Here is a 23,136-nt window from a genome sequence, read left to right as displayed (position 1 = left end):
GGCGCATCGGGCAGGCCCAGCAGTACAGTCGCGACATGCTCCCTGAGCCCAGAGAGCGTGGTGATCCGGTGAGGGGGATCCGATGCTTCCGGGACTCTGCCTCACGGGAGGACGCACCGAAGATCCGGCGCTGATCGCCTCCGACCGCACCGTCAGCTACGGCGAGCTGCGCAGCCTGGTGGACGAGCGTCGTGCGGAGCTGGGGACCGAGCGTCGCCTGGTGGTGATCACCGCCGGGAACGCGATCGAGCCGGTCGTGACGTATCTGACCGCCCTGGAGGCGGGCCACCCGGTGCTCTTCGTCCCTGATGACGGATCCGCCGGTGCCGCCCACCGCGAGGCGCTGATCGAGCGTTTCGACCCAGACGTGGTCGCCGCCGGTGCGAGCGAGGGGTGGCGGCTGCAGGAGCGCCGTGCCGGCTCGCGCCACGACCTCCACCCGGACCTGGCGATGCTCGCGAGCACCTCTGGCTCCACGGGCTCGCCCAAGCTCGTGCGACTGTCGTTCGAGAACCTGCGCAGCAACGCGGCGGCCATCGGCGAGTACTTGCAGATCACGCCGCGCGACCGGGCGGCGACCACACTGCCCCTGCAGTACTGCTACGGGCTCTCGGTGCTGAACAGCTACCTGCTGGCGGGAGCGAGCGTGGTGCTGACCGAGCACAGCGTCTCGGACGAGCGATTCTGGGACGAGTTCACGCTCACGGGCGCGACGTCGTTCGCCGGCGTTCCCTATACGTTCGAGCTTCTCGACGCGTCTGGATTCGAACAGCGAGACCTCCCGAGCCTGCGCTACATCACCCAAGCCGGCGGGCGTCTGGCCCCCGACTTGGTCCGGCGCTACGCGCGGCTGGGTCGCGAACGCGGCTTCGACCTCGTCGTGATGTACGGGCAGACCGAGGCGACGGCGCGCATGGCCTACCTCCCACCCGAGTTGGCCGAATCCGCCGCCGGCACCATCGGCCGAGCCATCCCCGGTGGGTCGCTGCGCGTGGACGCCTCGACCGGCGACGGCTCGGGCGAACTCGTGTACTCCGGCCCCAACGTGATGCTGGGCTACGCGGAGCATCCCGCCGACTTCGCCACCGGCCGCGTGATCACCGAGCTGCGCACCGGCGACCTGGCCCGCCAGCGCGAGGACGGGCTCTTTGAGATCGTGGGGCGCGCCAACCGGTTCGTCAAGGTCTACGGACTGCGGATCGACCTCGACGCCGTCGAACACTTGCTCGCGGAGGCCGGCATCGACGCGCGCACGGCATCGGCGGACGAGCGGCTGCTGCTGTTCGTGCGGTCACCTCGGCTCGTCGACGTGGCCCGGGGGCGGGCGGCGGCGGCAATCGGTGTGCCCATCCACGCGATCGACTCCTTCGCGATCGACGAGTTCCCGCGCACCGAGAGCGGCAAGTCGGATACGGCCGCGCTGGTGCGTCGCGCGGAGGCGCATCGGGAAGCGTCCAGCGCTGTGGCGGGGGCTGTGGCCCCTGCTGCACCCGTGGGCGACTCGATTCGCGACCTCTACGCCGAGCTGCTGGGCCGTCCGGGCGCCACCATGGACGACTCGTTCGCGGCCCTCGGCGGCGACTCGTTGAGCTACGTCGAGGTCTCGATCCGACTCGAGACCATGCTGGGGCGGTTGCCCGCGGATTGGCATGCGCTGAGCCCTCGTGAGCTCGAAGCGCGGCTGGACGGCGAGCGGACCCCCTCTGAGACGGGCCCGCTGGGCGCCGAGCCCGCCGCCCCGCCCTCACTGTCCGCGCGCCTTCGCGCGTGGGCCGGGTCCATCTCCCGCGTGGAGACCTCCATCGCGCTGCGCGCGGCCGCGATCATCCAGATCGTGTTCATGCACGTGGGGCTGCTCAACCTGCAGGGCGGGTCCGCCGTCCTTCTTGCGGTGCTGGGCTACAACCTCGCACGCTTCCAGCTCGTCGACCTGCCAGGGGTGAGCCGGAGCAGGAGGCTCCTCGGCGTCGCCGTTCAGATCGCGATCCCCGCCGTGCTGTGGTCGGGGTTCATCGCGGTGGTGAGCGGCCACTACCAACCGACCACGGTGCTACTGGTGAACGCCTTCCTCCCTCGAGACGCGGCGTGGACATATCAGTGGGAGCTGTGGTTCATCGAGATCGCGGTCTGGACCATGGTGGCGCTCGCGGCGCTCTTCGCCGTCCCCGCGATCGATCGGTGGGAGAGGCGCACGCCCTTCGGCTTCGCGCTTGTCCTGCTCGCTCTTGCGTTCCCCGTGCGCTTCCTGCTGACCGACGTGGCGGGAAACGAGCTCGATCGATACATTCTGGCAACGGCGGCCTGGTTCGTGATGCTGGGCTGGGCCGGCGCTCGCGCACGCTCCTGGCGCGGACTGGCGCTGATCTCGACCGTCGCGGTCGCGGCGGCCCCGGTGTTCGCCGCTCGCGACCTGTGGGACTTCGTCGGCAGCATCGGCGTCCTTGCTCTGCTGTGGGTGCCGTGGGTCCCGGTCCCGCGGCCCCTCGTGGGAGCGGTGTGGGCGCTCGCGGGCGCCTCGCTGTTCATCTACCTGGTCCACTGGCAGGTGATCTTCCGGGTCGAGCCTCCGATTCTTGGCGCGCTGGCCGGGATCGGGGTGGGTATTGGGGCGTGGCTGACCTATCGCTTCGTGACGGCTCGGCTGGGCGTGTGGCGCCGCCGGTACACGACGCGCGGGCCCGACGGCACCCGTGCCCCTGGCGAGTGGTTGGTCGAGGACGCTGCCGGGCGGTAGGGAGCGTCGGCGATGGTTGTCCGAACCGCCAGCTAGCGTGTGCACTATGACCCAGGACTCTTCGCCGACCTCCAGCGCACTCGCCCTTCCCGACGATTTCCAGGAGCGCGTGTTCAAGGCGATCGCCGTGCAGCGCCCTGCGGCGACGGCGTACATCAAGGAGATCCGGCGCCGGAAGCCCGATGCGACCCCCGCCGAGGTCATGAAGACCATCGAGTCGCAGTACGTCGCGACCACGACCTCGGCGAGCGCCGCGGCAGGCGCCACCGCAGGCATCCCGGTGGTGGGCGTGCCGGTCGCGATCGGCCTCGGCGTCGCGGACCTGCTGTTCTTCTACGAGACCACGGCTCTCTTTGCCCTCTGCATGGCGGAGCTGCGCGGCATCCCCATCGACGACCCCGAGCGCGCTAAGGCCGTGGTGCTCGCCGCGCTCCTGGGGGAGAAGCGCAAGAGCCGCATCACCGAGATCGTCCTGAGCGCGCTGCCCGCAGGCGCGACCGTGGGCACCGCCCGCCGCACCGCCGGCGCCACCGTGTCGAAGGTCAACCCCAAGTGGGGCGACCTGCTGGCGACCCAGCTGCCCGACTCGGCGCTGGTGCCGGTGACGATCGCCCTCGCGAAGCAGATGGGGACGCAGGCCGCGGTGTTCGGAAGCGTGAAGATCGGCACCAAGGCGATCCCCGTCATCGGCGCGGTCGCCGGGGGCGTGACCAGCTACTACTTCGGCTCGAGCGTGGTGAAGGCGTGCCGCGAGGGCTTCTCCGAGCCGGCAGCGACGTGGCCCGCGTGGCTCGAGCCCAGGGAGGGCGATACGGCCGATGCGCTTGCTGGCTCGCGCGCGGTCGTCGCCATGCGCGCGGCGTCAGGCTCCGCGAAGGAGTTCGGCGAGGGCGTGTGGACGCGCGTGGTCGACGGGACGGCCGCGTTCCGTGGCACGGACGTCGACGGCGTGCACCACGAGCCCCAGGCGCTGACCGCGGTGAAGTCGGCGGGTGCGTCCGTGGGTGCGACGGTGGGTGGCGCAGCGGTGAGTGCGGCCAAGGCAGCGAAGGGCGCCGGAGCGAAGGCCGCCGGCGCGGTCGCGGACAAGCTCAAGCGCGACAAGTAGGCGCGGCGGGTCGAGCCGAGCGCTGAGGAGTAGCCAGCCCGCGCATCGGCCGGCCGAGCGGACCCGCGCATCGGCCGTCCTGTGCGCAGGCGCCGTGCGATGATCGCTGCTGCCGCGACACCCATGCGCGGCGGAGTGTCCGAACGGGATTCCGCAATAGTGAGTACCTGCCTATTTACGTCCGGGCGTTTCTCAGTAGGGTCGATGCGTGACGTAGGTGCTGAGGCCTGGGCCAATGAGGGTCCGCTCGCGCGCCGCTGGGCTGACCGCCCGGTTGAGGGGAGAGGGCACACCGATGCTGCTTGAGGTCATTGCGGATGTCTGCACGGCGTGCGCGCCATCGTCGCCGTCGATTGTTCCCACCATTGCCGGGGACGTCGGATCGCCGACGACGGGCCCGCCTCCGGGCAACTCGGACCGGTCCGACGCGCCGAGTGACGATAGCCCTCGTCCCACCGAAGACACGCCAGGAGACGACAAGCCGTCGTGGTGGGACCGTTTCTTTGACAGCGGCAAGGACGACGGTTCTCACGATGTCACCGTCGACGTCATCAAGACCGTGGGCCAGGACGTGGCGACCGAGATCGCGCTCGACATCGCGGGCAAGGCGCTGCCGGCGGCTGCGGGAACTGTGGGTGCCCTCGGAACGGTGGCGAGTGGAAGTCAGACCATGGCCGAGGGGATCACCATCATCAACGAGAACCAGGGGCGGGGCATGGGCGGCAGCTCCAAAAGCGGCAAAGCGGCGTGGGACGCGATCGCACAGGAGCAGAACTACGGACCCCGCGGTCGAAGGGGCGACTGACCCGTGAGCTCATCAACGCCGACCCCTGCGCCCTCGAAGCGGCCTCACTTCCTGTGGCACTGGGTGAAGACTCAGCCGATTGAGGCGCTGTCCGTCCTGGGGTTCGTTGTCGCCCTGATCTCGTTCTTCACGATCGTGATCCCCGAGTGGTCGCAGGGCGCGGGCGGACTCGTGATGGCCAACCTCGTGGCCCATTGGTATGTGCTGGCCTGGATGCTCGTGGCCACGGTGGTGGTGCGCACGGTGGGCATCCGTCAGACCGTCGCGATGTTCTTCTCGGGTTTCTTCCTGGCGACCACGGTGTCGTGGCTCTTCACCCGGCCCTTGTTGAACTGGTTCGGCGAGAACGACATGACCGTCGCGGTATGGGTGCCGCTCGTCGAGGAGTTGGCGAAGGCCATTCCGCTGGTGCTGTTCCTGTGGCTCTACTCGCGCAGGAGCGGTCAGTCGCACGGCGTGAGCGAACTGATGATGCTGGGCTTCGCGGTGGGCGGCGGCTTCGCCGTCTATGAGGATCTGCTGTGGAACCGCACCATGGCGTCGTGGGACGAGTCGGTGTTCGGGTCGTTCGGCGAGCCGTGGGGCGCGGTGTTTCCCACGTTCTTCACGGGCTACGGCGACCTGCTGATCGTGCACGCGGGCTGGACTGCGATCGTCGGACTGGGGCTGGCGCTGGCATCGATCTACCGTCGCCGCCGCATCCTCGCGCTGTGCTTCGCCATCGCCCCGCTGGCGCTCGTCACGCTCGACCATGCCGCGCTCAACATGCGGGGTGGGTTCGCGCCCGTGGTCAACGCCCTGACGCTCAACAATGTGCTGCCGCTGGTCGTGCTCGTGCTGGGCTTTCCGCTCGCGATCGTCTACGACGTGCTGCGCCGACGCCACCGTCCGCCCGCGCTGCCTGTGCCCGGGCGCGCGCTCTACCGGGTGGGGCTGCGTACGGGCGGCGACGTGTGGCGGGTGATCATCAACGTGCTCGCACTTGGCCACTATCGCCGGGGATGGACGGCTGCCGCCTATGACCGCGCATCGGTGCTGGGCCGAGGCGATGACGATGCCCGGCTCGCGGCCTGGTATCGGGTGGTGGTGCCGCCCGCGCGGGTGGCGGAGTCCGCGTCCGAGTAGTCGTGCGGCGGGCCGGGTGGGCCGAGTAGCCCCACTGGCTCCGCGGGGTGAACCGGGCAGGCTGGCCGGGCCCGCGCATCGGCCGGCTGCTGTTCGGTGTGGCGAGGGAGGGTGCTGGCTCGACTCGCGCCGATGTCAGACCACCCCGATGTCAGACCCCAGTGATGTGATGGATGCATGACCGAGGCACCCGTGCTGCTCGCCCCCGATGAGGGTATGGCGGGCGAGGCTGCGCGGGGTGGCGACGGGGCCGACGGTGGCTCGACGTGGGATCAGCGCGTGCGCGCGGCGCTCGTCGACCGGCGGGAGTTGACGCATGCCAGCGTCAGCGCGATGGCGGAGGACGACCTGGTCGCTCTCGGCGCGGCGCTGGGTGCGGTGCGCAAGGACGCGGACCGGATGATGGCGGTGGTGGCCGCCGAGCAGGCCGCGCGCTCCCGTGCCAAGGCGAACGAGGTGGGACTGGCGCGACGCCGCGGCAAGGGCGATGAGCGCGGGATGGTCTCCGCGCAGACCGGCGGCTCTCACGCGGAGGCGGGTCGCCTCATCGAACTGGGTGAGGCGCTGCGCGATGCCGAACGTGCTGATGCCGAACGTGCTGATGCCGAACCCGCTCCCGACAAGGGTCAGCCCGAACCCGCCCCGGTGTTTCCCGAGGTCGCCAAGGCCGTCAACGCGGGGGAGCTGGGCGTCGAGGCGTCCGCGATGATCCTGCGCATGCTGCGCCGCGTCGCGAAGAGGTGTCCCGAGCAGTCGCTTGCCTCCGCCGAGAAGGACCTGGTGCACTCCGCGCGATACATGCGGATCGACCGCCTCGCGGGTCTCATCACCCGCACCGAGGAGCGCCTGGATCGCGAACACCTGGAGGAGCTCGCGCGGGACCGGCGGGAGCGACGGTTCCTGCGCATCGGCGAGGCACCGGACGGCATGGTGACAGTCACCGGCCGCCTCGACCCCGAGAACGGCGCGCCCCTCATTGCGGTGCTGCAGGCGATGGTCACGCAGCACTTCCGCCTGCGCAAGAGGATGCAGGACGCGGCCAAGGCCGGTGAGTCGGTGGTGATCGACGAGCGCACTCCCGAGCAGGTGAGGGCCGATGCGATCGGTGACTTCGCGCGCCATCTCGCCGGGTGCGAGGTCGAGGTGTTGCCACGTTCAGGCGTGACCCTCGTGGTGAGGACCACGCTCGACGAGCTGCGCGAAGGACTGGGTGGCGCGTCCGTCGACGGTCTCTCGACCTCCGTGGACGCGGGAGCGCTGCGCAGGGCGGCCGCCGCAGCCGGAGTCATCCCTCAGGTGATGGGCGGCGAGTCCGTCGCCCTGGACCACGGCCGGCGCAAGCGGCACTTCACGCACGAGCAGAAGCTCGCGCTCGTGGAACGCGACGGCGGGTGCGCGATGTGCGGGGCGCCACCGTCGTGGTGCGACGCGCACCATATTCGCCATTGGGCCCGCGGTGGCACCACGGATATGGACAACGGCGTGCTGCTCTGTGTGCGGTGCCACCACGACATCCATCGTGACGACTGGCAGATCCACGCCACCCCAGACGAGGTGTGGTTCACACCTCCGGCGACCGTCGATCCGGCCCGGCGAAAGCGACCGGGTGGTCGGCGGCTCTTTGACGCCTATCCGCTGGAACCGGAACCGACGTCCAGCCCGAGTGACTCAGATCGCCGATGCGCGATGGCGGCACCGGTGCCATGCGTGGTGGCGCGGGTCACCCGTGACGAGGACGAGCACTGGCGCGAGGAACCGGCTGTGCGGACGAACGCGAATTCGACCGCCGGTCCGGCCGCCATTCCGAACGCCAGTCCGACCGCCATTCCGACCGCCACTCCGACTGCCAGCCTGCGCGTCACCGCACCCCGTCGCCCTCACGTCGCAAGCGCGCTGAGGGACCAGCGGCGGGCGCGCGGTCGGGCGAGCCCTGGCCGCCATGCGCCACGGCCGACGTCGAGATGCTTCTGACGACGGCGGGATGGGCCTGACGACCTCGAGACGTGCCAGTCGACGGCGGGATGCACCTGACGAGGTCGAGACGTGCCTGTCGACATCGAGATAATGGTCCCGTGGCATCTCAACGGTTCTTCCGCTTCCTGGTCAGCGACGACGAGGCCGACGCCGCCAGCGTGAGCCCCGAGGCCCGTCCCCACATCGCAGCCAATGGGATCCGGCAGATGGCCGCCCAGACGCTGCAATCCGTGGGCGATCAGGTGGTCAACGCCAAGACTGTCCTGCCCTGGCTCGTGACGGCCCTCGGCGCACCCAGCGGCTTCGTCGGCCTCCTGGTGCCCATCCGCGAAGCCGGCTCCATGCTGCCGCAGGCGGCGTGGGCCCCCCGGATCCGGCGCCGGCGCGTGCGCAAGTGGGTGTGGGTGGCAGGTGCGGCCGGGCAGGCGGGCGCGACCGCCGCGATGGCGCTCGTGGCGGCGACCGCATCGGGCACCGTGGCGGGCGTGGGTGTGCTGGCCGCTCTGGCGGTATTCGCACTCGCCCGGTCGCTCAGCTCGATTGCGAGCAAGGACGTGCTGGGCCGCACGGTGCCCAAGGGGCAGCGAGGCCAGATCAAGGGAGCGACCACGGTCGCGTCGGCCGCCGTGGCCCTGAGCCTCGGCGTGGCGTTGCGGACCTGGGGCGGCGAGAGCGTGGGAACGGGCGTGCTGGCGGCGCTGCTCGGCGCAGCGGCGCTTGCCTGGGTGGGCGCGGCCGCCGTCTACGCGACTATCCGGGAGCCCGCGGCGGAAGTCGCACAGGCCGATGCGGACGGCCCCGGGTGGGTGAGTCAGGCGGTGCAGCTGTGGCGCGAGGACGCGGTGTTCCGGAAGTTCGTCTTCGCTCGAGCGCTGCTGCTCGTGACGGCGCTCAGCCCGCCGTTCGTGGTGACCCTCGGCGTTCAGCAGGGGTCGGGGCTGTCCGCTCTGGGACTGTTCGTGATCGCGCAAGGAGTCGCGGGGCTCGTGGGCGGGCGCGTGTTCGGGAGGCTCGCGGACCGCTCCTCGCGGCGGCTGATGATCGGCGCCTCGCTGGCTGCGTCGGCGGTCATCGTGGCGCACCTGGGGCTGGTGCGTCTGCCAGGGATGGGCGAAGCCGTGTGGCTCGCCGCCGCCGCCTATCTCCTGCTCGCCCTGGTTCACGTAGGCGCGCGCCTGGCCCGCAAGACCTACGTGGTGGACATCGCGGAGGGTGATCGGCGCACTCAGTATGTGGCGGTGGCGAACACGCTGATGGGAGTGCTGCTGCTGGCGGTCGGAGCGGGAACCGCAGCACTGGCAGTCCTCGGCGCCGAGTTCGCCTTGCTGCTGCTCGCCGTGCTGGGCGTCGCTGGGGCGGTGGTGGGCCGGAGTCTGCCTGAGGTCGAGAAGGGGTAGGGTCGCGCCGATCTTGCTTCGTGCCATCCATCGTGGTCGGCGACGCGAGAACCATCACGCGCGGCGAGGGGTGACGCGAGTCGGTCCACGCCGATGCGCGCAAGGTGCCAGACTCGGGAGTGAACCCGCCAGGGAACCCACCAGCGACGAAGGAGGCGCCCGTGAGCATCCAGAACGACCTGCGGACCGTGGAGCGGCTGATGCTCTCCGAGCACTCCATCCCGATCCGCCTGCGCATGCGCGAGGGGCTGGACGAGGACGCGTACAGCGACCTCACCGCCGCGCTCGAGCGCCTCATCGACCACTACGCGAACCACTCCGACGTTCCCAAGCGCCTGGCGCTGGCGTTCGTGGACGTCGGCGCGGCCTTCGACTACCCCGAGGGCGCGTACCCCGACAGCGAGCTCGAACGCATCGAGGACGTGGGCCAGGAGCTGTCGCAGATGGGACAGATGCTCTTCGGCGACGCTGACTGAGCCGGTGCCTCGGGCCTAGGTCCGGCACCCACGCACCGAGCGACACCCGCACCCTGAGTCGCACTGACACGCGACTGCGATGCGCGGTACCGGCCGACAACCAGCACGCTCCCCAGCACCTCACCAGCCCCGGGACCAACGTCCCCTCCACGCGCGGCCCTGCGGTCTAGCGTCGCAAGTGGAGGCGTGTCATGGATGACATCCGACTGCTCCCGGTGACGGGACTCGAGGCCCTCATCGCGCAGCTGCGAAGCCGCGGCTACACGGTGATGGGCCCCACGCTCCGGGACGATGCGATCGTCACCGGCGAGATCCGCTCGGCCTCCGACCTCCCGCAGGGGGTGGGTGACGAGCAAGACCCCGCCCGCTACCGCCTGCGCAAGCGTGACGACGGCGCCTACTTCGGCTTCGCGGCCCCTGCGCAGTCGTCGAAGCCGGTGTTCTTCCCTGCGCACGAGGTGATCTGGCGTGGCCGCCGCGACCCTGCCGCTGCCTCGACCGGCGCTGCCTCGACCAGCGCGACCACCACCGCGACCACCAGCACCCACGACCCCGGCTTCACCGTCGAGCGCGACCAACTGGACGCCCCTCCGATCGCGCTCCTGGGCGTCCGCTCGTGCGACCTGCGCGCCGTCCAGATCCACGACAAGGTGCTCGCCGGCCGCACCTACATCGACGCCCACTACGTCACCCGACGTGAGGCCACCTTCGTGGTCGCCGTCGCCTGCTCCGACCCCGCTGCCACGTGCTTCTGCGCCTCGATGGGCACCGGCCCGCGTCCCGCCGCCACCGACCCGGCCACCGGCGAGCCCTCGTACGATCTGCTGCTCACCGAGATCGCCCCCAGCGACCCGGACCGGCACCACTTCGTCCTCGAGATCGGCACCGAGGCCGGCCGCGACGTGGTCCACGCGATCGATACGTGGCCCGCGGAGTTCGACGACCAGCACGAGGCGCTCGCCGTCACCGCCCACGCCGCCTCGCAGCAGAGCCGCCGCATCTCCACCGCGACCGTGCACGACGACCTGCGCGCATCGGCTGAGTCCTCGCGGTGGGAGGACGTCGCCTCGCGCTGCCTGTCGTGCACCAACTGCACGCTGGTGTGCCCCACGTGCTTCTGCACCACCGTCGAGGACGTCTCTGACCTCACCGGCGCGACCGCCGAGCGTCACCGCGTGTGGGACTCGTGCTTCTCGGAGGACTTCACGTACATCCACGGCGGCCCCACCCGCGAGTCGGTCAAGGCCCGCTACCGCCAGTGGATCACGCACAAGCTGTCCTCGTGGGAGGACCAGTTCGGGATGCTCGGCTGCGTGGGCTGCGGCCGCTGCATCGCCTGGTGCCCGGCAGGCATCGACATCACCGAGGAGGCCGCGGCGCTGGGACGCATGCGCTCCGGCGGCAGCCTTCCTCATGAGCCACTGCCTGTGGCAAGTGGGATCCAGTAGCGGGATCCAGTAGAGAGGAGCAGCCATGGCTGGCGTTGGCACCATCGCCGATGCGGTTGCTCGCACGGGTCGGGCCGACCCGATGATCCCGCGCCGCTTCGCGATCACCCGCGTGCGCCAGGACACCCGCGACACCTTCACCTTGCTGCTCGACCCCGTCGACGGCGGCGACGAGATGACGTTCCGCGCCGGCCAGTTCACCATGCTGCACGCGTTCGGCGTAGGGGAGGTGCCCATCTCGATCTCGGGCGACCCCCGTCACCCCGCGCCGCTCGAGCACACCATCCGCAACGTAGGCGCCGTCACCCGCGCCCTGGTCAACGCGCCTCCCGGCACCGAGATCGGCGTGCGCGGCCCCTTCGGGACCTCGTGGGATGCGGCCGATGCGCGCGGCCACGACGTCGTGTTCGTCACGGGCGGCATCGGGCTGGCGCCGCTGCGACCCGCGATCCTGGACGTGCTCGCCGAGCGCGACAGCTACGGCAAGGTGCTGCTGCTGTACGGGTCCAGGACCCCCGACGACACCCTCTACGGCGCGCAGATGCGGCGGTGGGCCGACCTCGACGGCGTCAACGTGCAGATGACCGTCGACAACGCGCCCCACGGATATCGCGGGCGCGTGGGTTTCGTGACCGAGCTGATCGGCCGCGCGGGCTTCGACCCCCGTCGGGCCTTCGCGTTCGTGTGCGGCCCCGAGGGGATGATGCGCGCCGCCGCGTCGGCCCTCGTGAGCCGCGGCGTGAGCCCCTCCCGCGTGCGGCTGTCGATGGAGCGGTCCATGAAGTGCGGCATCGGCCTGTGCGGGCACTGCCAGATGCGCGAGCTGTTCGTCTGCGTCGACGGGCCAGTGCTGGACTATGCGCGGCTCGAGCCGCTCATGGACGTGCGGGAACTGTGAGAGGGGAGCGGTGACATGACTCACCACGAGCACCACCACGGACCCGCAGCTGAGTCGGCTGGTGGAATTGAGCCAGCGTCTGGTCCTGAGCCAGGCGCCGCGCGCGAGCAGGCCGGTGCAGCTGAGCCAGGCTCTGGGCCCGAGCAAGGCGCCGTCCCTGAGCCCGCGCTCGCGGAGGCTGCGAAGCCAGCGCCAGCCCCCGCATCGGCCGCACGCCCCAAGCTCGCCGTCTGGAAGTTCGCCAGCTGCGACGGCTGCCAGCTGAGCCTGCTCAACTGCGAGGACGAACTGCTCTCGATCGCCGGCGCCGTCCACATCGCCTACTTCCCGGAGGCCACCCGCGCCGTGGTCGAGGGCCCGTACGACCTCTCGCTCGTGGAGGGGTCGATCACCACTCCCGAGGACATGCGCCGCATCCACGAGATCCGCGCGCAGAGCGGCACCCTGGTCACCATCGGCGCGTGCGCCACCGCCGGCGGCATCCAGGCGCTGCGCAACTGGGCGGACGTGGACGAGTTCCGCTCGATCGTCTACGCGCACCCCGAATATCTCTCCACGCTCGACACCTCGACGCCCATCGCGAGCCACGTCGACGTCGACTACGAGCTGCGCGGCTGCCCCGTCGACAAGCGCCAGCTGATCGAGGTGCTCGCGGCGTACCTGAACGGCCGCAAGCCCCGCATCCCCACCTACTCGGTGTGCGTGGAGTGCAAGCGCAAGGGCAACATCTGCGTGCCCGTCGCGAACGGCACGCCTTGTCTGGGCCCGGTGACGCAGGCCGGATGCGGCGCGCTGTGCCCCACCTACGGACGCGGCTGCTATGGCTGCTTCGGCCCGCAGGACACCACCAACACGGCGTCGCTCACCACGCAGCTGGTCGAGCTGGGGATGGCCGATGCGGACATCGTCCGCGTGTACCGCACCTTCAACGCGGGCGCACCGGAGTTCGAGGCGGCCGGCAACGCGGTCGAGGCGGGAGGCGCACGATGACGCACACGCTCAAGGACGGCGGCCAGGTCCTCAACGTCGGCATGCTCGCGCGCGTCGAGGGCGAGGGCGGGATGCACATCGAGATCAAGGACCGCAAGGTCGTCGACGTGCAGCTCAACATCTTCGAGCCGCCGCGCTTCTACGAGGGGTTCCTGCGAGGCCGCCACTACACGGAGCCGCCGGACATCACCGCCCGCATCTGCGGCATCTGCCCGGTCGCGTACCAGAGCGCGTCGACGGAGGCGATGGAGGTGATCTGCGGCGTCCAGACCACGGATGCGATCCAGACCATGCGCCGCCTCCTGTACTGCGGCGAGTGGATCGAGTCGCACGCACTGCACATCTTCATGCTCCACGCCCCCGACTTTCTGGGCTACGACTCGGTGCTGGAGATGGCCGAGACCCACGGGGACGTGGTGCAGATGGCGCTGCGGCTCAAGAAGTGCGGCAACGACCTCATGGACACCGTGGGCGGTCGCGCGATCCACCCGGTCAACGTGCGGGTGGGCGGCTTCTACCGCATGCCGGCCCTCGCCGACCTGATGGCCCTGCGGCCGGAACTGGAGCGCGGCCTCGAGGACGCGCTGGCCGCAGTCCAGCTCGTGTCCACGTTCGACTTCCCCGACATGGAGCAGGACTACACCTACGTGTCCCTGCGGCACCCCGACTACTACCCGCTCGAGCGCGGCGCCGAGGTGGTCGCATCGTCCGGGGTGCGGTTCCCCGTGGCCGAGATGCCGCTCCACGTCGAGGAGTTCCACGTCGCGCACTCGAACGCGCTGCACGCGCGGTTCGACGGCGAGCCGTTCTTCGTGGGGCCGCTCGCGCGCTACACCCTGAACTTCGACCAGCTCAGCCCGCGCTGCCAAGAGGCTGCGTTGTCTGCGGGCCTCACCGAGACGTGCCGCAACCCGTTCAAGTCGATCATCGTCCGCACGGTCGAGCTGGCCTACGCCTTCGAGGAGGCTCTGCGGATCATCGACGGCTGGACCGACGGGCACGCACCGTCGGTGCCCACGTGGCCGCGCGCCGGCGAGGGGGTGGGCGCGTCCGAGGCGCCGCGCGGCACCATCTGGCACCGCTACCGCGTCAACGAGGCGGGCATCATCGAGGACGCGCAGATCGTGCCGCCCACGTCGCAGAATCAGTCGAGCATCGAGATGGACCTGCGCACCGCCGCCGAGCAGTGGGTGGACCTCGACGACCACGCCCTTACGCACCGCTGCGAGGCGGCCATCCGCAACTACGACCCCTGCATCTCGTGCGCGACGCACTTCTTGGACCTCCGGGTGAAGCGATCATGAGCGCCGTCGAGGAAGTGGAGGGCGTGGTGGTGGTCGGACCGCTCGTCGTGGTCGGGCTCGGTTCGCCCGATCGGGGGGACGATGCGGTGGGCGGCGCCGTCGCCGCGCGCGTCGGCGAGCGGATGGGCGGCCAGGTGCGGGTGGTGACGCGCGAGGACCCGACCGCGCTCATTCAGCTGTGGGGCGGATGCCGCGAGGCCATCGTGGTCGACGCGGTGGCGTCGGGCCGCGAGCCGGGCACCGTCCAGGTGATCGAGGCCGGGGCGGACGCCCCGCCGCTGCCCACCGATGCCTTCGCGGCGAGCGGCCGGGGCGGCACCCACGCATTCGGACTCGCGGGAGCAGTGGAGCTCGCACGGGCGCTGGGGACTCTGCCCCCGCGAGTCATCATCGTCGGCGTCGAGGCGGCCACGTTCGCCTACGGGCCGATGTCCCCGCAGGTCAGCGCGAGCATAGGCGCCGCGGCAGCCGCCGTGGAGGCCGAGCTCGCCAGGGAAGGAATCGAGGCCACGACATGTGCCTAGGAACCATTGCCAAGGTCATCGAGGTGCACCGTGACGGCCGCGCCGTCGTCGATGTGGACGGGGTGCGTCAAGAGGTGCTCGAGATGACGTTGTCCGACGACGACATCGGGCCCGGCGACTGGGTGGTGATCAACTCGGGCTTCGCGCTCGAGCGGCTCACCGAGTCCCAGGCGCAGGAGGCGCTGCGCATCCGGGGTGCAGTCGGCCCCGCGCACCACGAAACAGCGTCCAGCACCGAGTCGCCAGAGACACCGGTGCCGCAGGGGACACCGTCCACCCAGGAGACCCAGGAGGCCTCACCCGAGCAGGGGGCCCCGCCCATCAAGGAGGTGCAGTGATGACCTCCACCCGCACGCGCGGCCTCGCGCTCGCCGCCGTCACCGCGACCATCTCCGGCGTCGCGATCTACGTCAACGCCAACGGCGTGGCCGCGTACGGCGACGCCACGGCGTACACGACCGCCAAGAACGCCGCATCGGCCCTGGTGATCGCCCTGGCCTTCGTGCTCGCGCGCCGCGCCAAGGGCGCCGGCGCCGTCTCCCTCACCCGCCCGTCGCGACCCGGGCACTGGTGGGGTCTGATCGTGGTCGCGGTGCTCGGAGGGGCAGTGCCATTCGTGCTGTTCTTTGAGGGACTCGCGAGCACCGCGTCCACCCAGGCGGCGTTCCTGCACAAGACCCAGCTGGTGTGGGTGGCCGTGCTCGCCGTCCTGCTGCTCAAGGAGAAGCTCACGTGGTGGCACGGCGCCGCGATCGCGCTGCTGATCGTCGCGCAGCTCGGGCTCGCGGGTGACGTGCGGATCATCGCCGACGTGGGCACCGCGCTCATCGCGGCCGCGACGCTGATGTGGGCCGTCGAGGTCGCCATCACCAAGCGCCTGCTGCGGGACATGTCGGCGTGGACCCTGTCACTCACCCGCATGGCGGGCGGATCGCTCGCCCTGCTCGCGTGGTCGGCCATGACCGGATCGCTGGGCACCGTGGTGCCGTCGACGGCCACTCAGTGGGGCTGGGTCGCCGTCACCGGAGTGCTGCTCGCGGGCTACGTGCTGTCGTGGCACGAGGCCCTCACGCGGGCGCAGGCTGTCGACGTGACGGCGGTGCTGTCGCTCGGCGCGCTCGTGACGGCCGCGCTCGCGGGGGCGTTCGACGCCGTGCCGCTCTCCGCTCAGGCGCCGTGGCTCGTGATGATCGCCGCGGGCACGGTCATGGTGTGGATCGCGCCCCAGCTGAGCCTGCGCGGGAGGCGAGCCGTGACGTGACCCTCACCGCGCATCGGCCGGACGCCGTGCCCCTCGGGGCCGACGGCGCGATCCTCTTCGGCCGCTACGCGTTCCCGCCCAACGAGAAGGGCTACTGCGGGCCCGACCGCGCCGGGGAGCTGCTCGAGCGCGTGAGCGAAGGTGCGTCGGGGCCTGCGCTCGCGGAGGTGGCGCGTGGCTTCGCGGGCGCGTGGCCGTATCTCGAGCACATCGGCGAGTGCCTGGGCCGGGCGCCGCTCGACGCGGCGGTGGTCGCGACGTACTGGCTGGGAGGGCCGGCGTTGGCCCGATGCGGGGGAGCGGCCTTCGCTCGCTCGCTCGAGGAGAGGTTCCGGCCGCGGCTGAGCCGTCAGGAGTTCGAGCGGCTCGAGGACGGGGTGCGAAACGGCGGGACCCCGCATCACAGCTTTCATGTGTTCGGGGTGTACCCGTGGGTGGGGCTGCTGCAGGGTGGGATGGGCGACGCGCCGCTCGAGGTGCTGGACCGCTGTCGCATCCGGTGGGGCCACGTGGTGTCGCTCGACGGGGAGGTCGCCGTGGTCCGCAGCCGGCACCTCGAGTGGGACGGGCGGCGCCTCCACCTCGGCCCGCGCACGCTCGAGACGGCGCAGCTGCGGCGCGACGGGCACGGGCTCAGCCGGCCGGTCGTGCCCGGCGACTGGGTGTCGCTGCACTGGGACTGGGTGTGCGATCGGCTGGATCCGCGCGAGATGTCGTGGCTGGTCCAGTCGACGTCCATCGAGCTGGCGGCGGTGAGCTCCTGCCGCTACTCCGCGCCGGCGACGGTTCTGTCCTGAGCGCTCTTGTGAGCGCCCTACTCGCGCGTGCGGCGGCTGCGCAGGAGCGGCAGCAGGTACCAGAGCACTGCCGTGAGCGTCGCGACGGCGGCTCCGGTGGCCACCCCCACCCATGCGACGTCGTGGAAGATGAACCGGGTCACCACGAAGACCGCTCCCGACATCGACGCCGCCAGCAGCACCATGCCGGTGATCGCGAACCTGATGGCGTACCGCAGCCGGGTGTGCCGGTAGGGGTGACTGCTGACCCGGTGGAAGGCTGCCGGCGCGATGAAGAACACGGTTGCGGCGGCGACCCCCAGCAGGACGAGCACGAACACGTTGCGCCCGAAGTCGTCGAGCTCCTCGAAACGAGCGCTGAACGGTGCCGTCAGCAGGAATGCGAAGAGCACTTGGGAGCCCGGGATGATGGTGCGCAGCTCCTCGAGCAGTTCGCGGTAGCGCTCACGCAGCTGCTCGACCTTGGCATCGTGGTCCGAGTCGGTCGCCATGGCTCTCCCGTCCCCTCTCGCGCGACGGTGATCTGCGCGTCGAGACGATCCTAATCCGGCGCGGTTGACCCCGCCCGGGTGTGCGCCATCGCGCTGCGGGTGACGACCTGACTCGACCCATCGGCCAGCCGCTCGACCTCGAGCTTCGCCGCGATCTGCTCCTTCATCGCCTCGACGTGAAGCGACCAATAGGCGGCATTTGCGACGGTATCTCCAGATGTTGGAGAAATGCGTAGGCGTATACGCGTAGTTGTCGAAATTCTCCGAACTTAAGGCTAAGCACGGTCCGGCGATCCGTGTGCACTGTGTGGCATTCAAAACACTGAGGTGACTTTCACCTGTGATATCACTAGCCTTTTCTCAGCACTAGCGGATGGTGCGATTTGGTCGGCATGGCCAGGAGCGAGTCTGCTGCTTGAGGGAGTGAACGAGCGATGACAGACAACGCACCCGCCAACTGGTACGCCCAGCCCGACGGTAGCCAGCGCTATTGGGACGGTTCGCAATGGACCGACCACATCGTGCCGGCAGCGTCACCGACATCAAGCGCGGAGCCGAACGCCGGAGTGGCGGCAAGCCCACCTCCAACGCCCGGCGAGCCCGACGCACGGCCGTGGTGGAAGAAGAAGCGCTTCGTCATTCCCGGTGCCGCGTTGGTGGCATTTCTGGGTATTGGTGCGCTCGGCGCCGCGGCCTCTGGCGGTAATGGTGAGGCGGTCGCGAGCCCGTCGCCCTCTCCGGTGGTCGCGAATTCATCAGCCGATCCGTCTGAGTCTGCGGTGCCGACGACGTTTGTGATGCCCGAGGTGGTGGGTTCCAACCTGCAGGACGCACAGGACTCGCTTCAGGCACTTGGCTCGTACCTTGTTGACCAGGAGGACGCGTCAGGCGAGGGACGGTTGCAGCTCGTCGACTCGAACTGGACCGTGTGCACCCAGGAGCCAGCCGCAGGTGCTGAGGTGCCCGTCGAGGCCCGAGTGCTTCTTGCCGCGGTGAAGGATGATGAACCGTGCCCTGGCGACGAGCCCGATGAGTCCAATCAGGCCAAGGAGCCAACAGAGCCACAAGAGACGGACGAGCCTGCCGACGATGCGCCACAAGAAACGGTCGCGCAGGAGAACGCCCGAGAGTCGGCTGTGTCTTACCTCGATTTCTCTGCCTTCTCTCGTGCGGGGCTCATCGGACAGCTCGAGTACGAAGGCTTCGCGTCTGCGGATGCCGAGTACGCGGTCGATGCGGTCGGGGCGGACTGGAAGGAGCAGGCTGCCAAGTCTGCTGAGTCGTACCTCGACTTCTCGGCCTTCTCGTACACGGGGCTCATCGAGCAACTGGAGTACGAAGGATTCACTAGCGACCAAGCGACGCACGGAGCCGATGCGGTGGACGCCGACTGGAACGAACAGGCGGTCAAGTCCGCCGAGTCGTATCTCGACTTCTCGTCGTTCTCACGCGCCAGTCTCATTGACCAGTTGAAGTACGAGGGATTCACTACCGCGCAGGCGACTCACGCGGTCGATGAGGTCGGCTTGTAGGCACTCCCAATCCGGGTTGGACTGGGACGACTGCGCCGCAGGTCCTACGTGGCCCGAGTCGGGTACGGCACCACCTGACTCGACCCATCGGCCAGCCGCTCGACCTCGAGCTTCGCCGCGATCTGCTCCTTCATCGCCTCGACGTGGGAGATCAGTCCGATGGTGCGGCCGCCCGACCTCAGCTCGTCCAGCGTGGACATCGCGACCTCGAGGGTGTCGCCGTCGAGCGACCCGAAGCCCTCGTCGATGAACAGCGTCGACAGCCGGATGCCGCCCGCCTCGGCGGTCACCGTCTCCGCGAGTCCCAACGCCAAGGACAGCGACGCGAGGAACGTCTCGCCGCCCGAGAGCGAGCTGGTGGACCGCGACTGGCCGGTGTGAGAGTCGGCGATCCTGAGGCCCAGCCCGGCCTGGGTGTTGCGGTACTGCTTGTCGTCGTCGTGCTCGAGCCGGTACTGCCCGCTCGACATCACCTGCAGCCGCACGTTCGCCGCCGCCACGATGCGCTCGAGCTTGGACGCCAGCACGAATGACTCGAGACGGATCCGGCGATCGTTCGGCGGGTTGCCCTCAAGGCTGTCCGCCAGCGTCAGCGCCACGTCGCGCGCGGCCCGCGCCTGCTGCGACGACTCCGCCTTCTCGGCGTACTCGGCGCGCAGGGCCTGGAACCGCTTGCTGCGCGCGACCGCGGCGGTCTCGGCAGCCACCGCGTCGTCTCTCGCCTGGGCCGTCTCGACGGCCGATGCGGTCAGCGCCTCGAGGTCCGTCGTCGCCGCGGCCTCCGCCACCGAGGGCAGGTCCTCGGCACTGAGATTGGCTACCACGGCCCTGGCGCCCGCGAGCTTCGACTCGTGCGTGGCGACGGACTCGCGGAGCGCCACCAGATCGACCTCCGGCAGCAGCGCGTCCCGTGCCGCCTCGGCGGTGTCGAAGCCCGACTCGTCGAGCGCCTCCGTGAGAGACGCCCGCGCCTGCGACACGGCGGATGTCGCAGCGGCCAGAGCTCCCACGGCCTGCGCGACCGCGGCCACCAACTCCTTAGCGCGTTCGAGGTCGCGCGCCCGGGCGCCCACCGACTCGTACTCGGCGCGGCTCTTCGCGACCGCCTTCTCCGCCGACTCGACTGCGGCCATCGCCTGCGTCCGTGCCGCGCGCGCCGCGTCGAGCGACCCCGACGTCGAGGCGAGCGACTCCTTGAGCCCTGACTCCCGCTCATCGAGACCCGCCAGCTGCTCGTCCAGCCGTGCGCGCTCGTCGGCCGCCGCATGCGCGGCCTCCAGTTGCGCGAGCGCGGCCTCGACGGCGGCGGTCGCCGACTCCGCGTCCCGGTCGCCCGCGGTCGCCCGCACGACCGCGAGATTCGACTCCACCCCCGCCACCGCGTCCTTGGCGCCCTTGAGCAGATCGGACGCCTCTGCCTCAGCGGCGCGTGCGGCGTCGACCTCGTCGTCGGTCACGTGATGGTCCGACGGCTGGGCGGGTGCGGGGTGCTCCGTCGCTCCGCAGACTGGACATGGCTCGCCGTCGGTCAACTCAGCCGCCAGGTGGGCCGCCTGCGACCGCAGGCGCCGCTGCACCAGGTCGTTGTAGGCCTCGGTCGCCGCGGCGTGAGCCTTCAGCGCCTCATCGCGGTCCTGGGCTGCACCGGCCAGTTCGGTCGCCAGCTCGAGGGCGCGCTCGTGGGCCTGCGCCACGGCCTCGGCGCGCACGTGCGCCTGCTCGAGGTCGTCGACACGTGCCGCCGTCGCCGCCGCCTCATCGCGAGCCGCGCGCAGCGCCTTCGCGAGCTCCGGCAGCGCGTCGATGTCCTTCTGCACCGCATCTCGGTTGTCGGCAGCCGCAGTCACGGCGGCCTCGGCCGACTCCGCCTCCTCGCGCAGCCGGGGCAGCGCGAGTTCCAGCTCCAGCGCCGTCGACAGCGCGCCGATCTCGCCCGCCAACTCGCTCACGCGCGCGGCCAGCGACTCTTCGGAGGCCTCCGCCAGCCTCCCGGACGCCTGCGGCCACGCGACCTCCGCCATGGCCGCGGCCCGAGCGCTGTCCAGAGCGGCGTCCCGCGCGAGCGTCGCCTTCTCGACCTCGGCCTCAGCGCGCTCCACGGCGCGCATCGGCGCCGCCACCGGCTTCGCGCGCGTCGCCGAATCGAGCCGGGAGCGATCGGCCTCGTGCTCGTGGGCGCGTGCCTCGAGCGCCGCCACCGTCTCGCGAGCCTCGGCCAGCTTCGCCTGCTTGTCCGCGGCAGCCTTCGCCGCTGCGAGGGCGGTGGCCGCCGCATCGGCATTCTTGCCTGCGCTGATGCGCGCGGACTCCGCCTCCAGTGCTGACTCCGCCAGCGCATCGGCCGTGGCAGCCAGCCAGGTGTCGCGCTCGGCGAGCCCCGGAGTCGCAACCCCGGCCTCTGACGACGCCCGCGCGATGAGCTCGCCCAAGCCGGCATCGGCCGCCTCGACCTCGCGTGACCGTTCCTTCGCGACGTCGCGCACATGGCGCTCGAGTGCGGCGAACCGGCTGGTGCCGAACAGCGACCGCAGCACGTCGCGGCGCTCATCGGTCTTGGCCTCCAGGAACTTCTGGAACCGCCCTTGGGCGAGCAGGATCACCTGCAGGAACTGGTCCGCGCTGAGCCCCAGGATGTCGGTGATGAGCTGCCCGGCCTCGACGGGGCGCACCGCCAGCGCTTCCCACGAGCCGTCGCGTTCGACCCACAGCGTCGCCTCGGCCTTCTGGGTGGTGAGGCCCTCGCCGCGCTGCTTGGGTCGCCGGAACTCCGGGGATCGCCGCACGCGATACCGCTCGCCACCCGACTCGAACTCCAGGGTGACGACGGTGGGGTCCTCGGGCGTGCAGAAGTCGCTGCGCACCGACTTGGCCGCGCCCTGGTAGCGCGGCACCGCGTCGTAGAGGGCGAACACGATGGCGTCCAGAATCGTGCTCTTGCCCGCGCCAGTCTTGCCGGTGATCACGAAGATGTCGTCGTCGAACTCGGCGAAGTCGATGGTCTGGCGCCGCAGATATGGGCCGAATCCCTCGACCTCCAGTGAGAGCACCTTCATCGGGTGGCCTCCCGCGCGTCGATCGCGTCGAGGGCCTCATTGAGCAGGGCGTGCTCGGCGTCGGTGGGGCCCGCGCCGTTGCGCACATACGTGAGGAACTCCTCGAGCACCTCGGCGTCGCTCTTGCCCTCGACGCGCTCCGCGTACTGCTGCGGACCGGCGTCGTAGCGGTTGGCGGGCCGATGCGACAGCGTCACCGCGTGCGGGTAGCGCGCCTGGAGCGTGCGCATCGCGTCGCGCGGCAGCTGGTCATCGGTGAGGATCACCTCGACCCAGGCCTCCTCGGCGCCGGGGTGCGCATCGGGGGCCATGAGCGCGGCCAGCGTCCCCTCGAGGCGCACGGCTGCGCGCGGGGTGGGCAGCTCGAGCCAGGTCGCACTCTCGAGGCCGTCCGCGCCCAAGTCCACGAGCCACATTCCCTTCGCGCTGCTCCGCTCGCCGAACGAGAACCGCAGGGGAGCGCCGCTGTAGCGGACCGTGTCGCTCAAGGTCTGGCGCGAATGAATGTGTCCCAGCGCGGTGTACGCCGGCCCGTCAAACGTCGCGATGTCCACCAGGTTGAGCCCGCCACGCGTGATGTCGCGCTCCTCGGCGCGGCCGGTGTCCTCGGTCGTCTCCGGCGGGGCGGTGCCTGCGGCCGATGCGGCGAAGCAGTGGGCGGCAACCACGTACCGGGGTGGGGTCTTGCCCTGCGTATCTGAACTGCCGGGGCGGGCGAGCGCATCGGCCCTGATCTGATCCATGGCGAATGCCAGGGCGTCCTGATGGGTCGACCCGGTGAACTCCGCGTAGGCGCCGCGCATGAACTCAGGGTGGAGATACGGGATGCCGTAGACGAGCACCTCGCCGTGCTCGTCGCTCAGCGTGACGGGGGAGGCGAGGTCCGTGTGGTCGGCCTTGATGTGGACGCCGCCGGCCGAGGCGAAGGCGGCATTGTGCGCGAGCCTCGCGGGGCCGTCGTGGTTGCCCGAGGTGAGGACCACCTGGGCCCCGTTGTCGCGAATGGCTCGGAGCGCATCGGCCAGCAGCGTGAAGGCCCCGGCCTTGGGGGTCGAGCTGTCGAAGATGTCGCCCGCGACGACGACGGCGTCGACGCTGAACTCAGCCACCGCATCGGCGATGGCGGCGAGCACCGACCGCAGGTGATCGTCGGTGCTGTGCCCGTGGAACGTGCGGCCGATGTGCCAGTCGCTGGTGTGGAGAAGGCGCATGGCCCGAG

At 70.5% G+C, this 23,136-nt stretch carries 19 protein-coding genes; 16 read left to right on the top strand and 3 right to left on the bottom strand.

Annotation, left to right across the window (positions count from 1 at the left end; translation table 11 throughout):
- Window positions 1–82 precede the first annotated feature (82 nt).
- From QQX02_RS02010 to QQX02_RS01940, 15 genes are all read left to right on the top strand, one after another.
- The gene (locus tag QQX02_RS02010; RefSeq protein ID WP_301140890.1) at window positions 83–2,734 is read left to right on the top strand and encodes an AMP-binding protein; all 2,652 of its coding nucleotides are present in this window, start codon (window positions 83–85) and stop codon (window positions 2,732–2,734) included.
- Between the two features lie 46 nt (window positions 2,735–2,780).
- Window positions 2,781–3,842, top strand: a complete 1,062-nt coding sequence (locus QQX02_RS02005) for a hypothetical protein (protein ID WP_301140889.1) — start codon at window positions 2,781–2,783, stop codon at window positions 3,840–3,842.
- A gap of 295 nt (window positions 3,843–4,137) precedes the next feature.
- Window positions 4,138–4,647 carry a hypothetical protein gene (locus tag QQX02_RS02000; RefSeq protein WP_301140888.1) on the top strand — a complete coding sequence of 170 codons (510 nt, stop codon included), beginning with the start codon at window positions 4,138–4,140 and terminating at the stop codon, window positions 4,645–4,647.
- Between the two features lie 63 nt (window positions 4,648–4,710).
- Window positions 4,711–5,772: a PrsW family glutamic-type intramembrane protease gene (locus QQX02_RS01995; protein WP_301140886.1), complete on the top strand. Its 1,062-nt coding sequence runs from the start codon at window positions 4,711–4,713 to the stop codon at window positions 5,770–5,772.
- 177 nt (window positions 5,773–5,949) lie between these two features.
- Window positions 5,950–7,743 carry an HNH endonuclease signature motif containing protein gene (locus QQX02_RS01990; RefSeq protein WP_301140885.1) on the top strand — a complete coding sequence of 598 codons (1,794 nt, stop codon included), beginning with the start codon at window positions 5,950–5,952 and terminating at the stop codon, window positions 7,741–7,743.
- A 101-nt stretch (window positions 7,744–7,844) separates the two neighbouring features.
- Complete coding sequence (locus QQX02_RS01985; protein ID WP_301140883.1) at window positions 7,845–9,143, top strand: MFS transporter; 1,299 nt, start codon at window positions 7,845–7,847, stop codon at window positions 9,141–9,143.
- Between the two features lie 161 nt (window positions 9,144–9,304).
- Complete coding sequence (locus QQX02_RS01980) at window positions 9,305–9,619, top strand: hypothetical protein (protein WP_301140882.1); 315 nt, start codon at window positions 9,305–9,307, stop codon at window positions 9,617–9,619.
- A 191-nt stretch (window positions 9,620–9,810) separates the two neighbouring features.
- Entirely contained in the window at window positions 9,811–11,067 is a 1,257-nt protein-coding gene (locus QQX02_RS01975; protein ID WP_301140881.1) for a 4Fe-4S dicluster domain-containing protein, read from the top strand.
- A 25-nt stretch (window positions 11,068–11,092) separates the two neighbouring features.
- Window positions 11,093–11,965 (top strand): FAD/NAD(P)-binding protein, encoded by an 873-nt coding sequence (locus QQX02_RS01970; protein WP_301140880.1) that lies wholly within the window; start codon window positions 11,093–11,095, stop codon window positions 11,963–11,965.
- 15 nt (window positions 11,966–11,980) lie between these two features.
- Complete coding sequence (locus QQX02_RS01965; RefSeq protein ID WP_301140879.1) at window positions 11,981–12,955, top strand: NADH-quinone oxidoreductase subunit B family protein; 975 nt, start codon at window positions 11,981–11,983, stop codon at window positions 12,953–12,955.
- Window positions 12,952–14,259 (top strand): Ni/Fe hydrogenase subunit alpha, encoded by a 1,308-nt coding sequence (locus QQX02_RS01960; RefSeq protein WP_301140878.1) that lies wholly within the window; start codon window positions 12,952–12,954, stop codon window positions 14,257–14,259. Before QQX02_RS01965 ends, QQX02_RS01960 begins: the two co-directional genes overlap by 4 nt.
- The gene (locus QQX02_RS01955; protein WP_301140877.1) at window positions 14,256–14,783 is read left to right on the top strand and encodes a hydrogenase maturation protease; all 528 of its coding nucleotides are present in this window, start codon (window positions 14,256–14,258) and stop codon (window positions 14,781–14,783) included. Before QQX02_RS01960 ends, QQX02_RS01955 begins: the two co-directional genes overlap by 4 nt.
- Window positions 14,774–15,121 carry a HypC/HybG/HupF family hydrogenase formation chaperone gene (locus tag QQX02_RS01950; protein WP_301140876.1) on the top strand — a complete coding sequence of 116 codons (348 nt, stop codon included), beginning with the start codon at window positions 14,774–14,776 and terminating at the stop codon, window positions 15,119–15,121. The genes QQX02_RS01955 and QQX02_RS01950 overlap by 10 nt, the downstream gene beginning before the upstream one ends.
- Window positions 15,121–16,044: a DMT family transporter gene (locus QQX02_RS01945; RefSeq protein WP_301140875.1), complete on the top strand. Its 924-nt coding sequence runs from the start codon at window positions 15,121–15,123 to the stop codon at window positions 16,042–16,044. Before QQX02_RS01950 ends, QQX02_RS01945 begins: the two co-directional genes overlap by 1 nt.
- On the top strand, window positions 16,041–16,841 hold the full coding sequence (locus tag QQX02_RS01940) for a DUF6390 family protein (protein WP_301140874.1): 801 nt from the start codon (window positions 16,041–16,043) through the stop codon (window positions 16,839–16,841). The genes QQX02_RS01945 and QQX02_RS01940 overlap by 4 nt, the downstream gene beginning before the upstream one ends.
- A gap of 17 nt (window positions 16,842–16,858) precedes the next feature.
- Here QQX02_RS01940 and QQX02_RS01935 read toward each other — a convergent pair whose 3' ends face one another.
- Window positions 16,859–17,332 carry a DUF6328 family protein gene (locus tag QQX02_RS01935; protein WP_301140873.1) on the bottom strand — a complete coding sequence of 158 codons (474 nt, stop codon included), beginning with the start codon at window positions 17,330–17,332 and terminating at the stop codon, window positions 16,859–16,861.
- A 434-nt stretch (window positions 17,333–17,766) separates the two neighbouring features.
- Between QQX02_RS01935 and QQX02_RS01930 the strand changes: the two genes are divergently transcribed.
- Window positions 17,767–18,864: an Ltp family lipoprotein gene (locus tag QQX02_RS01930; protein WP_301140871.1), complete on the top strand. Its 1,098-nt coding sequence runs from the start codon at window positions 17,767–17,769 to the stop codon at window positions 18,862–18,864.
- Between the two features lie 44 nt (window positions 18,865–18,908).
- Here the strand turns inward: QQX02_RS01930 and QQX02_RS01925 are convergent, their stop codons facing one another.
- Both QQX02_RS01925 and QQX02_RS01920 read right to left on the bottom strand, forming a co-directional pair.
- Complete coding sequence (locus QQX02_RS01925; RefSeq protein WP_301140870.1) at window positions 18,909–21,917, bottom strand: AAA family ATPase; 3,009 nt, start codon at window positions 21,915–21,917, stop codon at window positions 18,909–18,911.
- Complete coding sequence (locus QQX02_RS01920) at window positions 21,914–23,128, bottom strand: exonuclease SbcCD subunit D (RefSeq protein WP_301140869.1); 1,215 nt, start codon at window positions 23,126–23,128, stop codon at window positions 21,914–21,916. The genes QQX02_RS01925 and QQX02_RS01920 overlap by 4 nt, the downstream gene beginning before the upstream one ends.
- Window positions 23,129–23,136: the final 8 nt, after the last annotated feature.

Origin of the sequence: Demequina muriae, from assembly GCF_030418295.1 — a bacterium.
Classification (GTDB): Bacteria; Actinomycetota; Actinomycetes; order Actinomycetales; family Demequinaceae; genus Demequina; species Demequina muriae.
This window is presented reverse-complemented; position numbering and strand designations above follow the sequence as displayed.

What these genes read in the sequence shown, in the direction of transcription:
- QQX02_RS02010 (WP_301140890.1), top strand. Translation starts at nt 83, where the DNA reads ATGCTTCCGGGACTCTGCCTCACGGGAGGACGCACCGAAGATCCGGCG.
- QQX02_RS02005 (WP_301140889.1), top strand. Translation starts at nt 2,781, where the DNA reads ATGACCCAGGACTCTTCGCCGACCTCCAGCGCACTCGCCCTTCCCGAC.
- QQX02_RS02000 (WP_301140888.1), top strand. Translation starts at nt 4,138, where the DNA reads ATGCTGCTTGAGGTCATTGCGGATGTCTGCACGGCGTGCGCGCCATCG.
- QQX02_RS01970 (WP_301140880.1), top strand. Translation starts at nt 11,093, where the DNA reads ATGGCTGGCGTTGGCACCATCGCCGATGCGGTTGCTCGCACGGGTCGG.
- QQX02_RS01960 (WP_301140878.1), top strand. Translation starts at nt 12,952, where the DNA reads ATGACGCACACGCTCAAGGACGGCGGCCAGGTCCTCAACGTCGGCATG.
- QQX02_RS01950 (WP_301140876.1), top strand. Translation starts at nt 14,774, where the DNA reads ATGTGCCTAGGAACCATTGCCAAGGTCATCGAGGTGCACCGTGACGGC.
- QQX02_RS01965 (WP_301140879.1), top strand. Translation starts at nt 11,981, where the DNA reads ATGACTCACCACGAGCACCACCACGGACCCGCAGCTGAGTCGGCTGGT.
- QQX02_RS01945 (WP_301140875.1), top strand. Translation starts at nt 15,121, where the DNA reads ATGACCTCCACCCGCACGCGCGGCCTCGCGCTCGCCGCCGTCACCGCG.
- QQX02_RS01930 (WP_301140871.1), top strand. Translation starts at nt 17,767, where the DNA reads ATGACAGACAACGCACCCGCCAACTGGTACGCCCAGCCCGACGGTAGC.
- QQX02_RS01975 (WP_301140881.1), top strand. Translation starts at nt 9,811, where the DNA reads ATGGATGACATCCGACTGCTCCCGGTGACGGGACTCGAGGCCCTCATC.
- QQX02_RS01925 (WP_301140870.1), bottom strand. Translation starts at nt 21,917, where the DNA reads ATGAAGGTGCTCTCACTGGAGGTCGAGGGATTCGGCCCATATCTGCGG.
- QQX02_RS01955 (WP_301140877.1), top strand. Translation starts at nt 14,256, where the DNA reads ATGAGCGCCGTCGAGGAAGTGGAGGGCGTGGTGGTGGTCGGACCGCTC.
- QQX02_RS01990 (WP_301140885.1), top strand. Translation starts at nt 5,950, where the DNA reads ATGACCGAGGCACCCGTGCTGCTCGCCCCCGATGAGGGTATGGCGGGC.
- QQX02_RS01920 (WP_301140869.1), bottom strand. Translation starts at nt 23,128, where the DNA reads ATGCGCCTTCTCCACACCAGCGACTGGCACATCGGCCGCACGTTCCAC.
- QQX02_RS01935 (WP_301140873.1), bottom strand. Translation starts at nt 17,332, where the DNA reads ATGGCGACCGACTCGGACCACGATGCCAAGGTCGAGCAGCTGCGTGAG.